Here is a 20842-nt window from a genome sequence, read left to right on the forward strand (position 1 = left end):
GGAACCAATCTCAGCCATCACCCAAATAACGGATATTCACTCACTCACTCACTTAATCAATCAACCCAGCCCCAACCGCTCATGCCACTCGGCAATCGACTCCTCTGGATACTCCTCAAACTCCAGGTCCCCCGCGCGAACACTCACCTCAACCCACGGCGCCTTCGACCCCAGCATCAAATGCGTATGCTCCGGCGGCACCGGCAACGGCGTATCAATCGCCGAAGCAAACGGATGAATCAACTCCGGCCACTGCGGACTGAACAACCACAACCCCGACCCACACTGCGAACAAAAATGCCGCTCAGCCGTACTCGCATGCGCCCGGCTATCCCCCGGCTCTTTCATCCGCGCGTGATAAATCGAAATCAACTTGCGCCCCCGCACCTTGAGGCTCCTGGCATCCCCCCCAAGGTTGATCGCATACCCGCCACCCCCCTGGGTCTTGCGACAAATCGAGCAATAACACCGCTGATAAGGGTAGGGATGCGCACTCTCAAGACTGAACGAAACCGCGCCGCAATGGCAGGAACCTTCAAGCTGCATGACCAGATCTCCTTCGCAAAAGGGCAACCTTAGCTTAGGCGCCCGGCAACCGTGGCGGTTCCATCTCGGGCATCAAGGTCGCGATCAACGCCCGAATCGTCCCCGGCAACGCCTCCAGTTCCCGCACCAGAATACTGCGCTCGCGCACTGCCCAAACTTCATCCAGCTTCACCGTCACCAGTTGCATGGTCCGGCTGTGCCGCACGGCGGCCGACTCGGGAATGATGCCGATCCCCACGCCCGCCTCAACCATCCGGCAGATCGCCTCGAAGCTCGACATTTGAATGCGCAACGACAAGTGCTTGCCCAGCCGCTCCACATGCTCACGCAGGAAACTCAGCAACGTGCTGCCGTCATGCAAGCCGATATGCTGATAAGCCAGGGTTTGCTCCAGCGTCACCGAAGGCAGGCCCGCCAGTGGATGCCCCTCCGGTACCGTCAGCACCAGGTGGTCGGTGCTGAAGTGCAGCACCTGCAAACCCGACGCTTCCACAGGCCCGGCGATGATGCCCATGTCGCTGGTGCCATCTAGCACGCCCCGCACGATATCCCGCGACAGCCGCTCCTGCAGGTCCACCGTCACGCCGGGGCGCTGGGACAGGAAGCCGGCCAGCACCTCCGGGAGAAATTCGGTCACGGCGGTGGTGTTGGCAAAAATGCGGATATGCCCGGCCGAGTCGATGCCGTATTGGGTGAACTCGCTTTTCAGGTAATCCACCTGGCGCATGATCAGCCGCGCATGGTGCAGCAGCCGTTCGCCCGCCGGGGTAATTTCCACACCACGGCTGTCGCGGTACAACAGGCGGGTGTCGAGCTGGCCTTCCAGGGCCTTTATCCGCGCACTGGCGGCGGCCGGCGAAAGGAACGCGCGCTTGGCGCCCTGGGTCAGGCTGGGGGATTCGGCGATATGGATAAACAGGCGTAAGTCAGCCAGATCAAAGTGCATGCAAGGCTCCGGGGCAGCGACGAAGAACCCATGTGGGAGCAGGCAAGCCAGCTCCCACATTGATCATCCGGGTTCTTGAGATCTTTTTATGGGCGATGGCATTCAGCATAGCCGAACGCTGCTTTATTGAAATGCAAATTCTCAGAACGGCCAGGGCCCAGCATGATCCGGTTCAGATTCCCTGCCCGAGGACATGCACCTGATGAGCGCCACAGACTGGATCGGCCGTAGCGAAACAGCCCACGACCACTTGAGCCACAACCTGCTCAAACGCATCGCCGCCACCTTTGGCGAAGCGGCACCGGCAGATGGCGAGCCGGTTCCGCCCTTGTGGCAATGGTGCTTCTTCCAGGACCCGCTGCCCGAGTCCGCCCTGGGCGGTGACGGTCATCCGGCCCGTGGCGGCTTCCTGCCGCCGGCCGATAATCGCAACCGCATGTGGGCCGGCGGGCGTATCGAGTTCTTCCATGCATTGCGTGCCGGTGAGGCCGCCACCCGCGTTTCGACCATCACCCGGGTGGAAGAAAAAACCGGTCGCACCGGCTCGTTGTTGTTCGTCACCGTGCGCCACGACTATTCCCAGGACGGCCGCCTGGCCCTGCGCGAAGAACAGGACATCGTCTACCGCGAACCCACGCCGCCCAAGCAGGGCAGTGGTGACGCGCTCCCCGAAGGCGCCTGGCGTGAAGCGGTCGACCCGACGCCAACCCTGTTGTTCCGCTACAGCGCCGTGACCTTCAACGGCCACCGCATTCACTACGACTACCCCTATGTCACCGGCACCGAAGGTTATTCGGGGCTGGTGGTGCACGGTCCGCTGATCGCCACCTTGAGCCTGCGCGCATTTTGCCGCGCCAACCCCGCGGCCACGTTGCGCCGTTTCTCGTATCGCGGCGTGCGTCCGTTGATTGCCCCGCAAGCCTTTGAAGTGGGCGGGCACATCACCGCGCCGGGCGTCGCGGAACTGTGGGCGGGCAACGCCGACGGCCTGGCCCAGCGCGCCGAACTGCATTTCGAATAAACCTCCAAGAACAACAGGCGGAGAGCCGTTAATGAACCCGAATGACAACGAAGAACTGAATGCCATCCGCGAAGGCGTGCGCGCACTCTGCGCCGAATTCGACGCCGCCTACTGGCGCAAGGTCGATGAAGAAAAGGGCTTCCCGGAAGCCTTCGTCAAAGCCCTGACCGACGCCGGCTGGCTGTCGGCAATGATCCCCGAAGAATACGGTGGCTCCGGCCTGGGGCTGGCGGAAGCCTCGGTGATTCTGGAAGAAGTGAACCGCTGCGGCGGCAACTCCGGCACCGTCCACGGCCAGATGTACAACATGTTCACCTTGCTGCGTCACGGCAGCGAAGCACAGAAACGCTTCTACCTGCCCAAGCTCGCCAGCGGCGAATTGCGCCTGCAGTCGATGGCCGTGACCGAGCCCACCACCGGCACTGACACCACCAAAATCAAGACCACCGCAGTCAAGCGCGGCGACAAGTACGTGATCAACGGCCAGAAAGTCTGGATCTCGCGGGTGCAGCATTCCGACCTGATGATCCTGCTGGCCCGCACCACGCCGTTGGCCGAGGTGAAGAAAAAATCCGAAGGCATGTCGATCTTCCTGGTGGACTTGCGGGAAGCCATCGGCAACGGCCTGACCGTGCAGCCCATCGCCAACATGGTCAACCACGAGACCAACGAACTGTTCTTCGACAACCTGGAATTGCCGCTGGACAGCCTGATTGGCGAGGAGGGCAAGGGCTTTCGCTACATCCTCGACGGCTTGAATGCCGAGCGGACGCTGATTGCCGCCGAGTGCATCGGCGATGGCCGCTGGTTTATCGAGAAAGCCAGCGCCTATGCCCGCGACCGCGTGGTATTTGGTCGGCCCATCGGACAGAACCAGGGCGTGCAGTTCCCGATTGCCGAAGCCCATATCGAGATCGAAGCGGCCGACTTGATGCGCTGGCGTGCCTGTGAGGAATACGACAGCGGCGCCAATGCCGGGGCCAGCGCGAACATGGCCAAGTACCTCGCGGCCAAGGCTTCCTGGGAGGCGGCCAACGCCTGCCTGCAAACCCACGGCGGCTTCGGGTTTGCCTGCGAATACGACGTGGAGCGCAAGTTCCGCGAAACCCGCCTGTACCAGGTTGCGCCGATCTCCACCAACCTGATCCTGTCCTACGTGGCCGAGCATCTGCTCGAACTGCCACGCAGCTTCTGAGGGCCCGACCATGAGCCATACCCAAGCGCTGTGTCGGTTCCTCGCCGAGTTGAATTACGCACAATTGCCGGATGCCGTACTCGCCCGCACCGAAGACCTGTTCCTCGACTGGCTCGCCTCGGCGCTGGCCAGCAAGGGCGCGCATCCGATCCCGCTGTTCGAACGTTATGCCCGCAGGATGGGCCCGGCTGATGGCCCGGCGCAGATCATCGTCAACGGCGGCAGCAGCAGTGCCTATTTCGCCGCGCTGGTGAATGGCGCGTCGTCGCACCTGGTGGAGCAGGATGACCTGCACAACAGCTCGGTATTGCACCCGGCGACCGTGGTGTTTCCGGCGGCATTGGCGGCGGCGCAAGACCTGGGCAAGTCCGGTCGCGAACTGCTGCTGGCCTCGGTGGCCGGCTACGAAGCCGGGATTCGCATCGGCGAATTCATGGGCCGCTCCCACTACCGGATCTTCCACACCACGGCCACCGTCGGCACCCTCGCGGCGGCGGTGGCCGTGGGCAAATTGCTCGACTTCAACCAAGAGCAATTCATCAACCTGCTGGGCAGTGCCGGCACTCAGGCGGCCGGGCTGTGGGAGTTCCTGCGGGACGCCGCCGACTCTAAGCAACTGCACACTGCCAAGGCCGCTGCCGATGGTTTGCTGGCGGCGTATCTGACAGCGGACGGGCTGACCGGTGCGCGCAATATTCTGGAAGGCGATCAGGGGATGGCGGCGGGCATGTCCACCGACGCCGACCCAGGCAAATTGTCCGATCGCCTCGGCAGCCGCTGGGCGCTGCTGGAAACGTCGTTCAAGTTCCATGCTTCATGCCGCCACACCCATCCGGCCGCCGATGCGCTGCTGGATCTGATGCAGCGCGAAGGGCTGGGCCATGAGCAGATCGCCCATGTGGAAACCCGCGTTCACCAAGGCGCCATCGACGTGTTGGGCCGGGTGACGCTGCCGCAGACCGTGCACCAGGCCAAGTTTTCCATGGGCACCGTGCTGGGGTTGATTGCCGTGCATGGCAAGGCCGGGCTGACCGAGTTTCACGAGCTGGCGCTGAGCGACGGGGACGTGGCGGCGTTTCGCGACAAGGTCTCCATGACCCTCGACGCCGAAGTCGACGGTGCCTATCCGCAGCGCTGGCTGGGCCGGGTGATCGTGACCACCGCCGATGGTCGCACCCTGCACGGCGCCATCGACGAACCCAAGGGCGACCCGGGCAACACCCTGAACCGCTTGGAGCTGGCCGACAAGTTCCAGCGCCTGACTCAATTCAGCGGTGCCCGCACACCCGCGCAAACCACCGGGCTGATCGAAAAGGTCTGGGACCTGCGCAACGCCGCGTCCCTGGCTCACTGGCTTTAAGGAACTGTCATGACCGCTAATCAACGACCGCTGGACGGCATCACCGTTGTCAGCCTGGAACACGCGATTGCCGCACCGTTCTGCACCCGCCAGTTGGCCGACCTGGGCGCGCGGGTGATCAAGATCGAACGTCCCGGGGCGGGCGACTTTGCCCGGGGCTATGACGAGCGCGTGCGCGGCCTGGCCTCGCATTTCGTGTGGACCAACCGTTCCAAGGAAAGCCTGACCCTGGACCTCAAGCACGACGATGCCGGGGACATCCTGGAAACCCTGCTGGCCGATGCCGATGTGCTGGTGCAGAACCTCGCACCGGGCGCGGCCGCGCGCATGGGTTTGTCATTCGAGGCGCTGCATGAGCGCTTCCCGCGGCTGATCGTCTGCGACATCTCCGGCTATGGCGAGGGTGGCCCGTATGAAAAGAAAAAGGCCTACGACCTGCTGATCCAGAGCGAAGGCGGCTTTCTCTCGGTCACCGGTGGCCCGGGTGAAGACCAGATGGCCAAGGCCGGCTGCTCCATCGCCGATATCTCCGCCGGGATGTACGCCTACAGCGGCATCCTCTCGGCGCTGCTGCTGCGGGGCAAGACCGGGCAGGGCAGTCGCATCGACGTCAGCATGCTGGAAAGCCTGGTGGAGTGGATGGGCTACCCGATGTATTACGCGTTCGACGGCGCGCCCCAGCCACCGCGCGCGGGTGCGGCGCATTCGACGATCTACCCCTACGGGCCGTTTCCCACCGGCGACGGCGGCACGGTGATGCTCGGGTTGCAGAACGAGCGCGAGTGGGCGGCGTTCTGCGACAAGGTGTTGCTCACCCCGGAATTGGCCACAGACGAGCGTTTCTCGGCCAACTTCAAGCGTTCGGAAAACCGCGACGTGCTGCGCCAGATCATCGTCGACCGTTTTGCGCAGATGAGCGCCGAGGGCGTGATCCAGCGCCTGGAAGACGCGCAAATCGCCAGTGCACGAGTCAACGACATGCAAGGCGTGTGGGACCACCCGCAGCTCAAGGCCCGGGACAGTTGGCGTGAAGTCGACAGCCCGGCGGGCAAATTACCGTCGTTGCTGCCACCGGCGCGCAATGCCGCGTTCACCCCGCGGATGGATGCGGTGCCGGGGCTGGGGCAGCACAGCCAGGGGATTCTCGACCAGCTGGGTTACTCCGCTGAAGCCATCGACGGCCTGCGTATCCGCGGCGTTATCTGACAAGGAATCGAACGATGCCAACCTCTCTTGTGCGCTCTGCGCTGTTTGTACCGGGCAGCCGACCGGAACGTTTTGCCAAGGCCCTGGCCAGTGGCGCCGATGCGGTGATTGTGGATTTTGAAGACGCGGTGGAAGAGCCGCTCAAGCGTCAGGCCCGGGACAACCTCGGGGTGTTTTTGCAGGCGACGCCGGCGGCGCGGGTGTGGGTGCGGATCAACGCGCCGGAGCATCCCGAGCATTTTGCCGATGTGGCGTTCTGTCAGGCCCACGCCGGGGTCGCGGGGGTGTTGCTGCCCAAGGTTGAAAGTGCGGCCCAGGTGGCCGTGGTGGCTGCAACGGGCAAGGCTATCTGGCCGATTATCGAGAGTGCGCGGGGTTTGCTGGCGGTGGCGGAAATCGCCCATGCGCCGCTGGTGGAGCGCCTGTCGTTTGGTGGCCTGGACCTGGCGCTGGACTTGAACCTGAGCAGCGGCTCCCCGGCCGCGCAATTTGCCCTGGACCAGGCTCGCCTTGCCTTGATCGTGCATTCCCGCGCCGCCGGGCTGGTGGCGCCGCTGGACGGCGTGCACCCGGCCATCGACGACCCCGAAGGCCTGCGCCGTTCGATTCGGCATGCCTATGAAATGGGCTTTGCCGGCGCGCTGTGTATCCATCCCAAGCAGGTGGCGGTGATTCACCAGGCGTTGGCCCCCAGTGCCGAGGATCTGGCCTGGGCCAAACGGGTGGTGGATGCCGGTGCCCATGGGGCCGGGGCGTATCAGCTGGACGGGCAGATGGTGGATGCACCGGTGTTGCTGCGGGCCCAACGATTATTAGCCGCGCAACCGTAGAAATGTGGGAGCGGGCTTGCTCGCGAAAGCGGCGGGTCAGCCAGTGCATCCGGTGACTGGCACACCGCTTTCGCGAGCAAGCCCGCTCCCACATTGGATCTCTGTCGTTTGCAAAATCGGCGTTCGTCCACGCCGAACGCAGGTATCTAAAATTCGAAATTCTCTATACGCGTGACATCAGGCACCTTGCCCTATAACACAACAATAAGAAGGTGATTTTCCATGCTCAAGCTTTCTCGGGCGCTGTTCTGCGCCGCCACCTTGTTTGCCGCGGGCCTGGCCCAGGCGGCCGACCCCATCGTGATCAAGTTCGCCCACGTCGTCGCGGAAAACACCCCCAAAGGGCAGGGCGCCTTGCTGTTCAAGAAGCTCGCTGAAGAACGCCTGCCCGGTCGGGTGAAAGTCGAGGTGTACCCCAACTCCTCGCTGTTCGGCGACGGCAAGGAAATGGAAGCGCTGCTGCTGGGCGACGTGCAGATGCTGGCGCCGTCCCTGGCCAAGTTTGAGCAGTACACCAAGCAAGTACAGATCTACGACCTGCCGTTCCTGTTCAACGACCTGGCGGCGGTCGACCGTTTCCAGGCGGCCCAGGGCAAGGCGTTGCTGACCTCGATGCAAGACAAGAACATCCTCGGCCTGGCCTATTGGCACAACGGCCTCAAGCAACTGTCGGCGAACAAGGCATTGCGTGAGCCCAAGGATGCCCGTGGCCTGAAGTTCCGCGTGCAGGCCTCCAGCGTGCTGGAAGAGCAGTTCAAGGCGATCCGCGCCAACCCGCGCAAGATGAGTTTTGCCGAGGTGTACCAGGGCTTGCAGACCGGCACCGTCAACGGCACCGAGAACACCTGGTCGAACTATGAAAGCCAGAAGGTCAACGAAGTGCAGAAGTACTTCACCGAATCCAACCATGGCCTGATCGACTACATGGTGATCACCAACGCCAAGTTCTGGAACGGCCTGCCGCCGGATGTGCGCACCACCCTGGACCAGGTCATGGTTGAAGTCACCGTCGAGGTGAACAAGCAGGCCGAGGCGCTGAACCAGTCGGCCAAGCAGAAGATCATCGACGCCAAGACCAGCGAAATCATCGAACTGACGCCGGAGCAACGCCAGCTCTGGCGCGAAGCCATGCGCCCGGTGTGGCAGAAGTTCGAAGGTGAAATCGGCGCTGACCTGATCAATGCGGCCGACGCGTCGAACCAGTAATTTGGAGAGCACCGAGATCAAATGTGGGAGCGGGCTTGCTCGCGAATGCAGTCTTTCAGTTGATGCATTCGGTGACTGACACACCGCCTTCGCGAGCAAGCCCGCTCCCACATTTTGATCCGGTTCCCGCCTCCAAGCCTTGCACACACCTATCTCCGCTTCGCGAGGTTTTGCCATGCAAACGCTAAGGCGCGTCTGGGAGCACCTGGAGGAAGGCTTTATCGCCATCCTGCTGGCCGCCATGACCCTGGTGACTTTTGTCTACGTCATGCTCAACAACATCTACACCCTGTTCTTTGCCCTTGCCGACAAGTGGGCGTGGAGCAGCGGTTTCTTCAACGCCCTGGGTGACCACACCATGGGCTGGGCCCAGGACATGACCTGGAGCGTGGCGCTGACCAAGGCCATGTTCGGCTGGCTGATTTTCTTCGGCATCTCCTACGGCGTGCGCACCGCCGGCCACTTGGGCGTGGACGCGCTGGTCAAGCTGACGCCGCGCCGGGTGCAGCGCCTGCTGGGCATGCTGGCTTGCCTGTGCTGCCTGGCCTACGCCGGGTTGTTCATGGTTGCCAGCTACAAATGGCTGAGTGCGGTCACCACCGCGCACATCGGCGCCGAAGACCTCGACAAGTTCGGCATCGACGTCGACGACATCGTGGTGATCGTGCCCATCGGCTTTGCCCTGGTGTTCATCCGCTATCTGGAAATTTTCTACCGCATCTTCACCCACCGCCAAACCGGGCTGGGCCTGGCCGACGAAGCCGGTGAAGCCAGCAAGTTGGCCGGCAGCCATGAGGAGCGTCACTGATGGCCGTTCTGTGTCTGTTTTTGCTGCTGTTCGTGTTCATGTTCCTCGGTGTGCCCATCGCGATTTCCCTGGGGTTGTCGGGCGCGGTGTCGATCCTGATGTTCAGCCCGGACTCGGTGAGTTCCCTGGCAATCAAGCTGTTTGAAACCTCGGACGCCTATACCTTCCTGGCGATTCCGTTCTTCCTGTTGTCGGGTGCGTTCATGACCACCGGTGGCGTGGCGCAGCGGCTGATCGACTTTGCCAACGCCTGCGTCGGGCATATCCGCGGCGGGCTGGCGATTGCGGCGGTGCTGGCATGCATGCTGTTTGCCGCACTGTCGGGCTCCTCGCCCGCGACAGTGGCGGCGGTGGGTTCGATTGCCGTGGCGGGCATGGTGCGCTCGGGCTACCCGAAGGAATTCGGCGCCGGGATCATCTGCAACGCCGGTACCCTGGGCATCCTGATTCCGCCGTCGATCGTGATGGTGGTGTACTCGGCCGCCACGGAAACCTCGGTGGGCAAGCTGTTCATGGCCGGGGTTATTCCGGGCCTGCTGCTGGGCTTGATGTTGATGGTCGCGATCTACATCGTCGCGCGCATCAAGAAACTGCCGGCCCAGCCACGGGCGACCTTTCGCGAGTGGCTGACCTGCGCCCGCCGGGCATTCTGGGGCCTGTTGCTGCTGGTGATCATCCTGGGCGGGATCTACAGCGGCATGTTCACCCCGACCGAAGCGGCGGCGGTGGCGGCGGTGTACTCGGCGTTTGTCGCGCTGTTCATCTACAAGGACATGAAGATCAGGGATTGCCCCAAGGTGCTGCTGGAGTCCGGGCGCCTGGCGATCATGCTGATGTTTATCATCGCCAACGCCATGCTCTTCGCTCACGTGCTGACCACGGAGCAGATTCCCCAGGAAATCACCGCGTGGGTGATCTCCGAGGGCCTGACGCCGATTGGTTTCCTGATCATGGTCAACGTGGTGCTGCTGGTGGCGGGCAGCTTTATGGAGCCGTCGGCGATCGTGCTGATCCTGGCGCCGATCTTTTTCCCGATTGCGATGAAGCTGGGGATCGACCCGATTCACCTGGGGATTGTGATGGTGGTCAATATGGAGATTGGCCTGGTGCATCCGCCGGTGGGGTTGAACCTGTTTGTGACCTCGGCAGTGACAGGGCTGACCCTGGGGCAGACCATCCGCGCGGCGTTGCCGTGGCTGATGATCCTGCTGGTGTTCCTGATCATGGTGACCTACCTGCCGTTCATCTCCCTGGCCTTGCCGCACTGGCTGGGGATGTAAACCCAACTTGAATCACGCCACAAAACAATGTGGGAGCGGGCTTGCCCGCGATGAGGGCGTGTCAGCCAGCACATGTGCCGACTGATACACCGCCATCGCGGGCAAGCCCGCTCCCACATTTGAGGTGTGCAGGGATTTATTTATCCATCGCACTCAAGATCGCATGGGCCACTTTCACCCGTTCGGCATTCGGGTAGTTCTTGTTCGCCAGGATCACCACCCCCAGGCCTTTGCTCGGCACGTACGCCACATAGGCGCCAAAACCACTGGTGGCGCCAGTCTTGTTCACCAGCGTGTCGGCATGGGGCGCTTGCGGTGGTGTCAGCCAGTTGACCTTGTGGGGCTGAAAGGCCATTTGCGCCGAGTTGCCTTGGGTCAATGCATCCAGCGTGATCGGGTAGGGGTACATCTCCCAGCCGAGGCCCTGGGTCATGCCATCCACCGTGTAGTAGCCGGTGTGGGTTGCGGCAATCGCCTGTTGCAGCGGCTTCTCCAGCTTCGCCGGGTGCATGTTCACTTCAACGTACTGAATCAGGTCCGAGGTGCTGGTCTTGATGCCGTAGGCCTCGGCGTCCAGGGCGCCAGGCCCGACGCGCACCGGTTTGCCGGACTTGTCGTAACCCTGGGCGTACAGGTTCATTTGTGACTTGGGTACGCTGATAAAGGTGTGCTTGAGGCCGAGTTTCGGCAGCAGGGTCTGCGCCATCAACCGGTCAAACGGCTGGCCCAGGCTTTGCGCTGCCAGGTGGCCGAACAAGCCGATGCTCGGGTTGGAATACAGGCGTTGGGTGCCGGGAGCGAAGTCCGGTTTCCAGTGCTGGTAGTAGCTGATCATCTTGCCGGCGTTATCGGACTCATCGGGGAATTGCAGGGGCAAGCCACCTGCGGTGTAGGTGCCGAGGTTGAGCAGGCTGATGTGGTCAAACGTGTCGCCGCGCAATGCCGGCAGGTATTGGCTGGCCGGGTCCGACAGCTTCAGCTTGCCGTTGGCCAGGGCATAGCCGGCGAGGGTGGCGGTGAAGGTCTTGCTCACCGAGCCGATTTCAAACAGGGTGTTTTCGGTGACGGGCTGCTTGCTCTCCTTGCTGGCAACGCCGTAGTTAAAGTATTGCGCCTTGCCGTTCTGTACGATCGCCACCGACAGGCCGGCGATGTCCTGTTGGTGCATCAGGGGCTGGACAGTACTGTCCACGACCTGGCGCATGTCGGTAGCCGCCATGCAGTTGCCTGCGCCGAGCAATAAGGCGAATATCGCGGTGTTGCGCACGGTTGGAAAAAGGGATGTGTACATGATGACGTGACTTCCATGAAGGTGATCGGGTGAATACCGTTGCCTGCGCAGGCGCCGCAAATCTAGGCAGTTTGTGATCCCGCAGCAAACGATGATATCTCGCAACAGCCATTAGAAAAATTAGGGTCAAGCCATGCTCCGTTCCCATTTGCCACTCAACGCGCTGCGAGCCTTCGAGGCTTCCGCACGGCATTTGAGTTTTACCCGGGCGGCGATTGAATTGTGCGTCACCCAGGCGGCGGTCAGTCACCAGGTGAAAAGCCTGGAGGCGCAGCTCAATGTCACGCTGTTCAAACGCCTGCCCCGGGGCCTGATGCTCACCAGCGAGGGCGAGACCCTGCTGCCGGTGTTGCGCGAATCCTTCGACCGGATAGCTCAAACCTTAGGCCAGTTTGAAGGTGGGCATTACCGCGAAGTATTGACGGTAGGCGCGGTGGGCACCTTTGCGGTGGGCTGGCTGTTGCCGCGGCTTGCGGATTTCCAGGCGCGCTACCCGTTTATCGACTTGCGCCTGTCCACCAACAACAACCGCGTCGACGTGGCGGCCGAAGGCCTGGATTACGCTATCCGGTTTGGTTCCGGCGCGTGGCACGGCACCGAGGCGTGCCAATTGCTGGAGGCACCGCTGACGGTGCTGTGCGTGCCGCAACTTGCTCGGCAATTGCAGACTCCGGCGGACCTGTTGAAGCACACGCTGCTGCGCTCATATCGTGCGGATGAGTGGACGCAATGGTTCCAGGCCGCGGGCTTGCCTGCCGACACGCTGGTGCCGCGCAGTATCGTTTTCGACTCGTCCCTGGCGATGATGGAGGCGGCGCTGCAAGGGGCGGGGGTGGCCCTGGCGCCGGCGATGATGTTCAGCCGGCAGTTGGCGACGGACGTGATTCGCCAGCCGTTCGAGATCGGTATCACCACCGGCAGTTATTGGCTGACGCGCTTGCAGTCACGGGCCGAGACGCCGGCGATGCTGGCGTTCAAGACGTGGTTGCGTGAAGTGGTCATGCACTGAGGTTGGGTCGACGCTGTGGCGAGGGAGCTTGCTCCCGCTGGGCTGCGTAGCGGCCCCAAAGAAGCGACGGTGTTAGTTCAGCAAGAACGCGGCGGATGGTTTCAGGGTCGCTGTGCAACCCAGCGGGAGCAAGCTCCCTCGCCACAGGTTATTCTCCCACTCGGTCTGCCCATTGATCATAAGAGGCTGCAATGCAAACTTCCGGCGTAGACATCCGTCAACTCAAGGCCTTCGTGGTGGTGGCCGAGGAGCTCAGCTTCGTGCGCGCCGCGACCCGTCTGCATGTCTCGCAACCGGCGCTGTCCCAGACCATCCGCCAGTTTGAGGCGCTGCTGGACGTACAACTGTTCCAACGCAACACCCGCAACGTGGCACTGACCGAAGCCGGCCTGGCCTTGCTGGTAGAGGCGCGGGAAATCGTCAATGGCGTAAGCCGCCTGGTACGCACCGCCCACGAACATGCACGCGGCGTACGCGGCTCATTGAATATCGGCTTCCTGATCGGCGCGGGTGTGGACTTGATGCCGCAAATCCTCAGCGTGTTCGCCAGGCGCTACCCGGAGATCGAACTGGTGGTGCGCGAGTATGACTTCGGCTCGCCCCATGCCGGGATCGACGAGGGCATGGACGTATCGGTGCTGCGCCCGCCACTGGGCCTGCCGGACATCGAGTTGCACACCCTGGTGACCGAACCCTGCGTGGCGTGCCTGGCGTCCAGCCACCGGTTGGCCGGGGAGAGCAGCGTGAGCATCTACGATGTGCTGGATGAGCCGATCATTGCTGCACCGGGAGTGGGCGTGTGGCGCAGTTTCTGGACCGCCGACGCGTACCGCGATGGCCAGCCGGCGCGGATCGTCCATGAAGCTTCGACGGTGGAGACCGAGTTGCAGGCGGTGGCGTCGGAGCGCGGGATCAGTATCACCGCGCTGTCCACCGCACGTTTTTATGCACGGCCCGGCCTGGCCTTCCCGGTGATCAGCGATATGCCGATGTGTGAAGTGGCGGTCGCCTTGCCGCCACAACCGAGTGTGGCGGCGCGCAACTTTGCCGAGTTGGCGATGGAAGTGGCGAGCAGCCGGGGTTAGTCAGGACAGGTCGTGCAGGGATTTGCCGTTGGGCGCACTTACCTGAAGCTCGGAAAACTCCACCTCCAGCCCGCCACGTTCCGGCGTGCAGCAATAAGGCCCCACCCGATACGACGCAGCCACGGGGAACGGCGCCAGGCGCACCAATGGCCAACTCACACCATCCACCGACACCTGCACGAGCAGCACGCCCTTGGCCACGGTGGCGCGAATCCAGAACGCCTCGGGATCACCCGGGAACACACCGGTGGCCCAGTCCGACACGCCATCGGTCAATACGCTGCTCAACAGCGTCACACCGTCGGACAGCTCTGCACCGATCTTCACCCAATGCGCTTCATCCACCCGCACCATCAACCCGGCCTGGTCATACAGGTGGGTAAACGCGCTGTGGATTTTGACTTGGGCGGTAAAGTCGCCGTCGGTTTCAACAAACAGGAAATGCCCGTTGTCGCGCACAAAACCATAGTGGGTTTCGCGCCAGAAATCGGTGCTGGCATCGGTGCGCACCTTGAGGCGCTGGCCTTCTCGGCTCCATTGCTGGGGTTGATTGAGCCAACTGGCCTGTTCAAACATCGGGAAGCTCCTTGACGGTAACAAGACAAAACCCCGGCGCCCGGGGTTTTGTTGTTTGGCTGCAATCAGCGGCTAGTGGTCGAGCAATTTGCCGCTCGGCCCGGCGGTGCCATTGTTAAGGCGCGTGCGCAGCGAAAACAACCACCACAGCACGCCGACCCCGAGTGTAACCCCGGTGGTGATGGCGCCGGTGTGGCTTTCTTCGGGCACGCTCAGGGTCAGGATCACCGCGATGGCCCACAGGCCACCGAGGACGATCATCGGCAACAACCACTTGCCCAGGCTGAACACCCCCGCAGGCGCCCCCGGCATCCGGCCATTTTTATAGGCCAGGTACGCGGCAATCAGCGTCAGCAGGTAGGTGCAGTAGTAGGTCAGGCCGACCATCGAGTAGATCGCCGTGACAAACCCGCCGCTCGCCAGGTTCAGCAGCACGGCAATGGCGGTGATCAGCACGATGGCGGCGACCGGCGTACCGAAGTGCGGGTTGATCTTCGCCAGCACCTTGGAGCCCGGCAGCATGTTGTCCCGGGACAGGGCGAAGGTCATACGCGTGGCCACCGCCATGTTGGCGATCAGGCAGGCGAGGATCGAGGCGAAGGCGATCACGATCATGCCCACGCCGGCGGCGTTGCCCAGTTGCAGGCGCACGATATTGATCACCGGGTTTTCGCTGTGGCTGAGCAGCTCGCTGACCGACCCCGGGATCGCAATGCTCAGCAAGGCGAACACCACGAAGCCCAATACACTGGACACCAGCACCGCACGAATCATCGCCCGGGGCGCGGCGCGGCGTGGGTCCTTGGTTTCTTCGGACAAGTCGGCGGCGCCTTCCCAACCCAGCAGCACCGAGACCGGCAGCAAGGTGGCGAGGGCGAGGGTGGTGAAGCTGAGGGTGCCGCCGCTGACCGGTTGTGCCGAGGTCAGGATCGCCACGCCCTGGGTGTGCTCGAAGAAGAAAAACACCCCGAAGAACAACGCAATCGCCAGCAGCACCGTGCCGATGATTTCGATGATCGCGCCGATGTCGTTGATCCGCGTGGCCAGGCGAATCCCGCAGATGTTCAGCAGGCCTACCACCAGCGTGGCACCGATGCTCAGGCCCTGGATCTGGCCCTGTGTCGGGTTGGCCCAGATCTCCGGCGCGAACACCGTGCCGATGGCCGCCGAGGTGGCGGCTGTACCGGCGACAAACGAGGTGAACGCGACCCAGCCGGTAAACCAGCCGAAGTGATTGCCCGCCAACCGGCTGGACCATTGGTAGGCGTAGCCGGTAAGCGGAATGCGCCCGGCCAGGTGGCAGTAGACCATGACGATACAGCACACCAGCGGGATCACCAGCAGCCACAAAAGGATGCCGATACCGCCGACGCGGTTGAACGGGTCGGCGAACAGCGTGACCACCCCGGTGTTGATCGAGACCATGGAAAAGGCCAGGGCAAACGAGGTGAACGAACTCATGGTGCGGTGCATCTTTTGCTCGTAGCCGAGGCTGGCCAGGTCGGCGTCGTCGCTGGACAGCGGGGCCTGGGCATTCGGCGGGGCGGTCACGGTGTTTTCAACGAATGTGCTCATGGCCGTTGCTCCTCGATGATGCCGATCACCTCGTCCAGCACATCGAGGGCCTTGGCCAGCAACGGGCGTTCGATATCCAGCGGAGGCTTGACCTTGATCAGGTTACCCAGCCCGGCGTAGCGGCTTTCGCCAAACAATACGCCGCGCTCCACCCCAAGGCGATACACCTCCTGGGATTCGCGGCAGGCCGGTTCCTTGGTGGTGCGGTCCTTGACCAGCTCGATGGACGCCATCAGCCCGGGGCAGCGCACGTCGCCGATCAGCGGGTGGCGGGTTTGCATGTCCTTGAGGCGTGCGGTGATGTAGTCGCCGGAGTCGCGGGCTTTTTCGCAGAGGTTGTCGGCGACGATCGCTTCCACCGTGGCGTAGCCGGCGGCCAGCGAGACCGGGAAGTGGCCGAAGGTCAGGGCTTCTTCACCTTCGTCGAACCACTTGAGCTTGTCATCGGCGAGGATCCCGGCCAGCGGGAAGCCGCCGCCGACGCCTTTGCCGAACACGATGATGTCGGGCAGCACGTCGTAATAGTCCGCAGCGAACATCGTGCCCATGCGCCCGAAACCGGTCTGCACTTCATCAAAAATCAGCAGCACGCCGAGGCGGTCGCAGATCTCGCGCACGCCTTTGTAGTAGGAGCGGGGGAACTCGATATGCCCGCCATTGCCCTGGATCGGTTCCATCATCACTGCTGCCACGCCACCGTCGACGCCCTTGAGGATGGTTTCTTCCAGCAGGCCAAGGCACAGCTGCGACTCGGTTTCCGGGTCCATGCCCAGGCGCGTGCGGTACGGGTTGGGGTGGGGGACGCGGGTGGAACGTGGCTGGATCGCCAGGAATGGATTGTTCGGGTGCGGCCAACTGGCGCCGAGGGTGGCCAGGGAGCGGCCGTGGTAGCCGTCCTGCAGCACCAGCAAGTTCTGTGCACCGGGGCGGTTCTTGAAAGCCAGTTTCATCGCCATTTCACCGGCGAGGCTGCCATGCAGGGCAAAGCCCATCTGGTTGAGGGCGCCCGGGGAGACCTCCCGCAGCTTCTTCACCAGCCGGGTGTGGGCCGGTGAGCCAAAGTTGGGGCGGATGTGAGTCATTTCGCGCAATTGCGCAACGGCGGCTTCCACCACCCGGGGGTCATTGGCACCCAAATTGTTCGACCAGGCCTGGGCGGTACAGTCGATGTATTCCTTGCCCTGATCGTCCCATACCAGCGAGCCTCGGGCCTTGACCAGGTTGATCTTGGCGGGTGCGGTGTTCATCACTTCATTCATCTGCGTTATCTCTTTTGTTAGGGCGGCAGTGTTTGGGGATGTGTGCAGTTAGGGTTGTGACTCGCTGCATCGAGTTGACCCGATGCTAGTCCCGGGGACGGGAGGAATAGAAAGACCGATTGCAGTGGGATTGATTGGCGTGGCTTATTAATAGAATCCTCTGAAACAAAATGAAACATTTGTCGCGGGCCAGCCTCTACCGTATCTCCACGACGAGTACCTCTATGAAAATTCCGCGTCCCTCTTCGCGAATGCCCCACCTCACGCAACTGCGCAACCTGAAGATGGCGCGCTCCGCCCACGCTTATGTGCGGGGCAGTACGGTTCAGTTTTACGAGTGGCTGCACAGCCAGCGCGGCCGGCGCTTGCCCCACGGACCGGAGATCTGGATCTGCGGCGACTGCCACGCCGGTAACCTTGGGCCCACGGGCGATACCAAGGGCCGGATCGATATGCATATCCGTGACCTTGACCAGGCGGTGATCGGCAATCCGGCCCATGACCTGGTGCGCCTGGCGTTGTCCCTGGCCACCGCTGCGCGGGGTTCGGACCTGCCGGGGGTGACCACCGCCCGCATGCTTGAAGAGATGATGGTGGGCTACGCGCAGGCGTTCAAGGACAAGCCCGACGAGGCACCGCCGCGCCCGTCTCAGGTCAAGTCCGGGATGCGCAGTGCGGTGGAGCGCACCTGGAAGAATCTGGCTCGCGAACGTATTGAAAACACCCGGCCGACGATTCCGCTGGGCAAGCATTTCTGGTCGTTGTCGCGGGCAGAAAAGTCCGCCCTTGAAACGTTGTGCGCGTCGGATGAAATCCACCGGCTGGTGACTTCGCTCAAAGGCCGCTCCAACGACGCCGAGGTTGAGCTGCTGGACTCGGCCTATTGGGTCAAGGGTTGCAGCTCCCTTGGATTGCTGCGTTATGCGGTGTTGCTGGGAGTAGGTGACAAGTCTGATCAGGAATACTGCCTGCTCGACATCAAGGAAGCGGTAGGCGCTGCGGCGCCGCGTGCGGCCCGGGCAAAAATGCCTCGGGATAACGGCCGGCGGGTGGTGGAGGGCGCGCGGCACCTGTCACCGGCGTTGGGGGAGCGGATGTTGGCCACGCGGTTTCTGGATCACGGTTTTTTCATTCGCGAACTGCTGCCCCAGGACATGAAGCTGGAGCTGGATGAGCTGAGCGAGATTGATGCGATGCACGCGGCCGGGTACCTGGCGCGGGTGGTCGGCGTGGCCCATGCGCGGCAGATGGACCGGGATACGCGCAAGGACTGGATGGCGCTGTTGCAAGAGAATCGCTCCAGGCAACTGGATGCGCCTTCGTGGCTGTGGACCAGTGTGGTGCAGTTGGTGGGGAGCCATGAGGAAGGGTATTTGAATCATTGCCGGCGGTATGCGCTGGAGCACTGACCTCAAGAACGCTGAAAGTCCCCTGTGGGAGCGGGCTTGCTCGCGAAAGCGGTGGATCAGTCAAACATCAGCTGACTGACACACCGCGTTCGCGAGCAAGCCCGCTCCCACATGAGTTGGGTGGTGTTTTGGAGGGCGGGTTACACCAGGTATTTCTTGAACCAGCCCAACGTCCGCTCCCACGCCAGATTCGCCGCCGCCTCGTCATACCTCGGCGTCGAATCGTTGTGGAAGCCGTGATTGGCGCCCTTGTAGATAAACGCCTCATAGGTCGTGCCGGCCGCCTTCAACGCTTTCTCATACGCCGGCCAGCCCTCATTGATCCGCGTATCCAGCTCACCGTAATGCAACATGATCGGTGCCTTGATCCGTGGCACATCCTTGGCTTCCGGCTGGCGCCCATAAAACGACACCGCCGCACCCAGTTCCGGATAAGCCACGGCCGCCGCATTCGTCACGCCGCCGCCATAACAGAACCCGGTAATGCCCACCTTGCCGGTGCTTGCATCGTGGTGCATCAACCATTCGATGGCCGCGAAAAAGTCGTTCATCAGCTTCTCGGGATCGACTTTCTGTTGCAACTCCACACCTTTCTCATCATTGCCGGGATAGCCACCCACCGAGGTCAGGCCATCCGGCGCCAGGGCAATGAATCCGGCCTTGGCCAACCGACGGGCGACGTCTTCGATATACGGGTTCAACCCCCGGTTCTCATGCACCACCACCACCGCCGGCACCTTGCCGCTGGCCTTGGCCGGGCGCACCAGGTAGCCGCGCACCGTGCCGTTGCCCTTGGGTGACGGGTAGGTGATGTAGTCGGCGACGATATCCGGGTCGGTGAATTTCACCTGCTCGGCCAGGGCGTAGTTGGGGCTCAGGGCGGCGAGCAGGGCGGAGGCCGTCAGCCCGCCGAAGGTGAACAGTGCTGCGCGGTCGAGAAATTCCCGGCGGTTGATCTTGCCGTGGGCGTAGCCGTCGTAAAGCTCCAGCAGTTCAGGGGCGAAGTCTTTGGCGGTCAGACGAGTCATCGGTAGCTTCCTCGATTAGCGGTGGGACTGAATGTAGACCAGTATCAGGCTTCCCGGCCATGGGCCGCGGCGGCCAGTTGCCCGGTGTCGACCCGCACGAAGACCGAATCGCCAATCGCCGTCAGCACGCCATCGGCGTACACCTCGCACACCACGCGGCTTTTGCGCCCCACGTCACCTTCAACTTTCGCACGCAGGGTCAGCGGCACGCCCATGGGTGTCGGCTTGATGAATTTGATTCCCAGGTTGCCGGTGACGCAGTCGATACGCGGCAGGCTGCCGGGTTCGCGTTGCTCGGCCCGGTAGTGGTAGGCCATGGCGGTCCAGTTCGAGTGGCAGTCCACCAGCATCGCGATCAGACCGCCATAGACCAGGTCTGGCCAGCCGCTGTATCGGGCGTCGGGCTGGTGCTCGGCGATCACGTGGATGCCGTCGGCGTCCCAGCGGCTCTTGATGTGCAGGCCGTGGGGATTGCTGCTGCCGCAGCCATAACAGACGCCTTCGGGGGCGGTGGTGTCTTGCAGGGAAAGCGCGGGCATCGTGGCTCCTTGTTGTTTGGGTTCCGTCGAGGCACGAGCCTAATGCCAGGCGCGTGAATAAATCCAGCGCCTACGCTGTTAGCAGTGCACAGCGTGTTCATTCCCGGTTGAGAATCCCATGAAATCTCGATTGCCAGCGGTCTTCCTTGCCTTCGCCACCTTGTCTAACGCGTACGCCGTGGAATACACCGACGTGAATCCGACGGCCAGCACCATCAGCTTCACCTATGACCAGATGGGCCAAGAGGTGTACGGCACGTTTGGCACCTATTCGGCGACCCTGAATTTCGACACGCAAAACCCGGCTGCCGCCAGCACCGTACTGACCATCCAGCTGCCGAGCATCAATGCCGGCAGCGACGACGCCAACACCGAGCTGCCCAAGCCCGGCTGGTTCGACATGACCACCTACCCGGTGGGCACCTTCACCTCGACCCACATCACTGACCTGGGCGACAACCGTTACCTGTTCAGCGGCAACCTGACCCTCAAGGGCCAGACCCGGCCGGTGGAGGTCAAGGTGGCCCTCAAGGAGCAGAGCGGCATTGGCGTGTTCGACGGCGAATTCGTGCTCAAGCGCGATGACTTCAGGATCGGCGCGGGGGAGTGGGCGGACAGCGTGGTGTCCAATGCGATTGTCATCAAGTTCAAGATGGTTGCGCCTGAGCGCTGA

20 protein-coding genes are annotated in these 20842 nt (G+C 62.6%); 12 read left to right on the forward strand and 8 right to left on the reverse strand.

The window, feature by feature from the left end:
* Positions 1–60: 60 nt before the first annotated feature.
* Positions 61–546, reverse strand: a complete 486-nt coding sequence (locus tag HX818_RS07855) for a GFA family protein (RefSeq protein ID WP_087694984.1) — start codon at positions 544–546, stop codon at positions 61–63.
* A gap of 34 nt (positions 547–580) precedes the next feature.
* The gene (locus HX818_RS07860; RefSeq protein ID WP_003215044.1) at positions 581–1492 is read right to left on the reverse strand and encodes a LysR family transcriptional regulator; all 912 of its coding nucleotides are present in this window, start codon (positions 1490–1492) and stop codon (positions 581–583) included.
* A gap of 202 nt (positions 1493–1694) precedes the next feature.
* On the opposite strand from HX818_RS07860, the gene HX818_RS07865 reads away from it, so the two are divergent.
* From HX818_RS07865 to dctM, 8 genes are all read left to right on the forward strand, one after another.
* Entirely contained in the window at positions 1695–2513 is an 819-nt protein-coding gene (locus HX818_RS07865; protein ID WP_177019773.1) for a MaoC family dehydratase N-terminal domain-containing protein, read from the forward strand.
* A gap of 31 nt (positions 2514–2544) precedes the next feature.
* Positions 2545–3708: an acyl-CoA dehydrogenase family protein gene (locus HX818_RS07870; protein WP_177019774.1), complete on the forward strand. Its 1164-nt coding sequence runs from the start codon at positions 2545–2547 to the stop codon at positions 3706–3708.
* A 10-nt stretch (positions 3709–3718) separates the two neighbouring features.
* On the forward strand, positions 3719–5068 hold the full coding sequence (locus tag HX818_RS07875; protein ID WP_177019775.1) for an MmgE/PrpD family protein: 1350 nt from the start codon (positions 3719–3721) through the stop codon (positions 5066–5068).
* A 9-nt stretch (positions 5069–5077) separates the two neighbouring features.
* Positions 5078–6274 carry a CaiB/BaiF CoA-transferase family protein gene (locus tag HX818_RS07880; RefSeq protein ID WP_087694990.1) on the forward strand — a complete coding sequence of 399 codons (1197 nt, stop codon included), beginning with the start codon at positions 5078–5080 and terminating at the stop codon, positions 6272–6274.
* A 14-nt stretch (positions 6275–6288) separates the two neighbouring features.
* Positions 6289–7104, forward strand: a complete 816-nt coding sequence (locus HX818_RS07885; protein ID WP_003215055.1) for a CoA ester lyase — start codon at positions 6289–6291, stop codon at positions 7102–7104.
* Between the two features lie 222 nt (positions 7105–7326).
* Positions 7327–8310 carry a TRAP transporter substrate-binding protein gene (locus HX818_RS07890; RefSeq protein ID WP_177019776.1) on the forward strand — a complete coding sequence of 328 codons (984 nt, stop codon included), beginning with the start codon at positions 7327–7329 and terminating at the stop codon, positions 8308–8310.
* A gap of 175 nt (positions 8311–8485) precedes the next feature.
* The gene (locus HX818_RS07895; protein WP_003215060.1) at positions 8486–9118 is read left to right on the forward strand and encodes a TRAP transporter small permease; all 633 of its coding nucleotides are present in this window, start codon (positions 8486–8488) and stop codon (positions 9116–9118) included.
* Positions 9118–10398: a C4-dicarboxylate TRAP transporter large permease protein DctM gene (gene dctM / locus HX818_RS07900; RefSeq protein ID WP_003215062.1), complete on the forward strand. Its 1281-nt coding sequence runs from the start codon at positions 9118–9120 to the stop codon at positions 10396–10398. The genes HX818_RS07895 and dctM overlap by 1 nt, the downstream gene beginning before the upstream one ends.
* Before the next feature lie 136 nt (positions 10399–10534).
* On the opposite strand, the gene ampC is transcribed toward dctM, so the two are convergent.
* Positions 10535–11689: a class C beta-lactamase gene (ampC, locus tag HX818_RS07905; protein WP_177019777.1), complete on the reverse strand. Its 1155-nt coding sequence runs from the start codon at positions 11687–11689 to the stop codon at positions 10535–10537.
* 133 nt (positions 11690–11822) lie between these two features.
* Between ampC and HX818_RS07910 the strand changes: the two genes are divergently transcribed.
* Both HX818_RS07910 and HX818_RS07915 read left to right on the forward strand, forming a co-directional pair.
* Positions 11823–12698, forward strand: coding sequence for a LysR family transcriptional regulator (locus HX818_RS07910; protein WP_177009468.1), 876 nt, complete (start codon positions 11823–11825; stop codon positions 12696–12698).
* Between the two features lie 191 nt (positions 12699–12889).
* On the forward strand, positions 12890–13783 hold the full coding sequence (locus HX818_RS07915) for a LysR family transcriptional regulator (RefSeq protein ID WP_087694998.1): 894 nt from the start codon (positions 12890–12892) through the stop codon (positions 13781–13783).
* Here HX818_RS07915 and HX818_RS07920 read toward each other — a convergent pair whose 3' ends face one another.
* From HX818_RS07920 to HX818_RS07930, 3 genes are all read right to left on the reverse strand, one after another.
* Positions 13784–14359, reverse strand: coding sequence for a DUF1349 domain-containing protein (locus HX818_RS07920; protein WP_177019778.1), 576 nt, complete (start codon positions 14357–14359; stop codon positions 13784–13786).
* A 72-nt stretch (positions 14360–14431) separates the two neighbouring features.
* On the reverse strand, positions 14432–15934 hold the full coding sequence (locus HX818_RS07925) for an APC family permease (RefSeq protein ID WP_087695002.1): 1503 nt from the start codon (positions 15932–15934) through the stop codon (positions 14432–14434).
* Positions 15931–17193 (reverse strand): aspartate aminotransferase family protein, encoded by a 1263-nt coding sequence (locus HX818_RS07930; protein WP_177019779.1) that lies wholly within the window; start codon positions 17191–17193, stop codon positions 15931–15933. Before HX818_RS07930 ends, HX818_RS07925 begins: the two co-directional genes overlap by 4 nt.
* Positions 17194–17417: 224 nt before the next feature.
* Between HX818_RS07930 and HX818_RS07935 the strand changes: the two genes are divergently transcribed.
* A complete protein-coding gene (locus tag HX818_RS07935; RefSeq protein ID WP_177019780.1) occupies positions 17418–18602 on the forward strand; it encodes a DUF2252 family protein in 1185 nt (394 codons plus the stop codon).
* Positions 18603–18742: 140 nt separating this feature from the next.
* Here the strand turns inward: HX818_RS07935 and yghX are convergent, their stop codons facing one another.
* Together yghX and HX818_RS07945 are read right to left on the reverse strand one after the other, a co-directional pair.
* On the reverse strand, positions 18743–19630 hold the full coding sequence (gene yghX, locus HX818_RS07940) for a YghX family hydrolase (RefSeq protein WP_063029644.1): 888 nt from the start codon (positions 19628–19630) through the stop codon (positions 18743–18745).
* 44 nt (positions 19631–19674) lie between these two features.
* Positions 19675–20169 carry a PaaI family thioesterase gene (locus HX818_RS07945; protein WP_087695007.1) on the reverse strand — a complete coding sequence of 165 codons (495 nt, stop codon included), beginning with the start codon at positions 20167–20169 and terminating at the stop codon, positions 19675–19677.
* Between the two features lie 118 nt (positions 20170–20287).
* On the opposite strand from HX818_RS07945, the gene HX818_RS07950 reads away from it, so the two are divergent.
* Complete coding sequence (locus tag HX818_RS07950; protein WP_102369216.1) at positions 20288–20842, forward strand: YceI family protein; 555 nt, start codon at positions 20288–20290, stop codon at positions 20840–20842.

The sequence above is a fragment of the Pseudomonas sp. F9001 genome (assembly GCF_013385435.1).
Lineage (GTDB): Bacteria > Pseudomonadota > Gammaproteobacteria > Pseudomonadales > Pseudomonadaceae > Aquipseudomonas.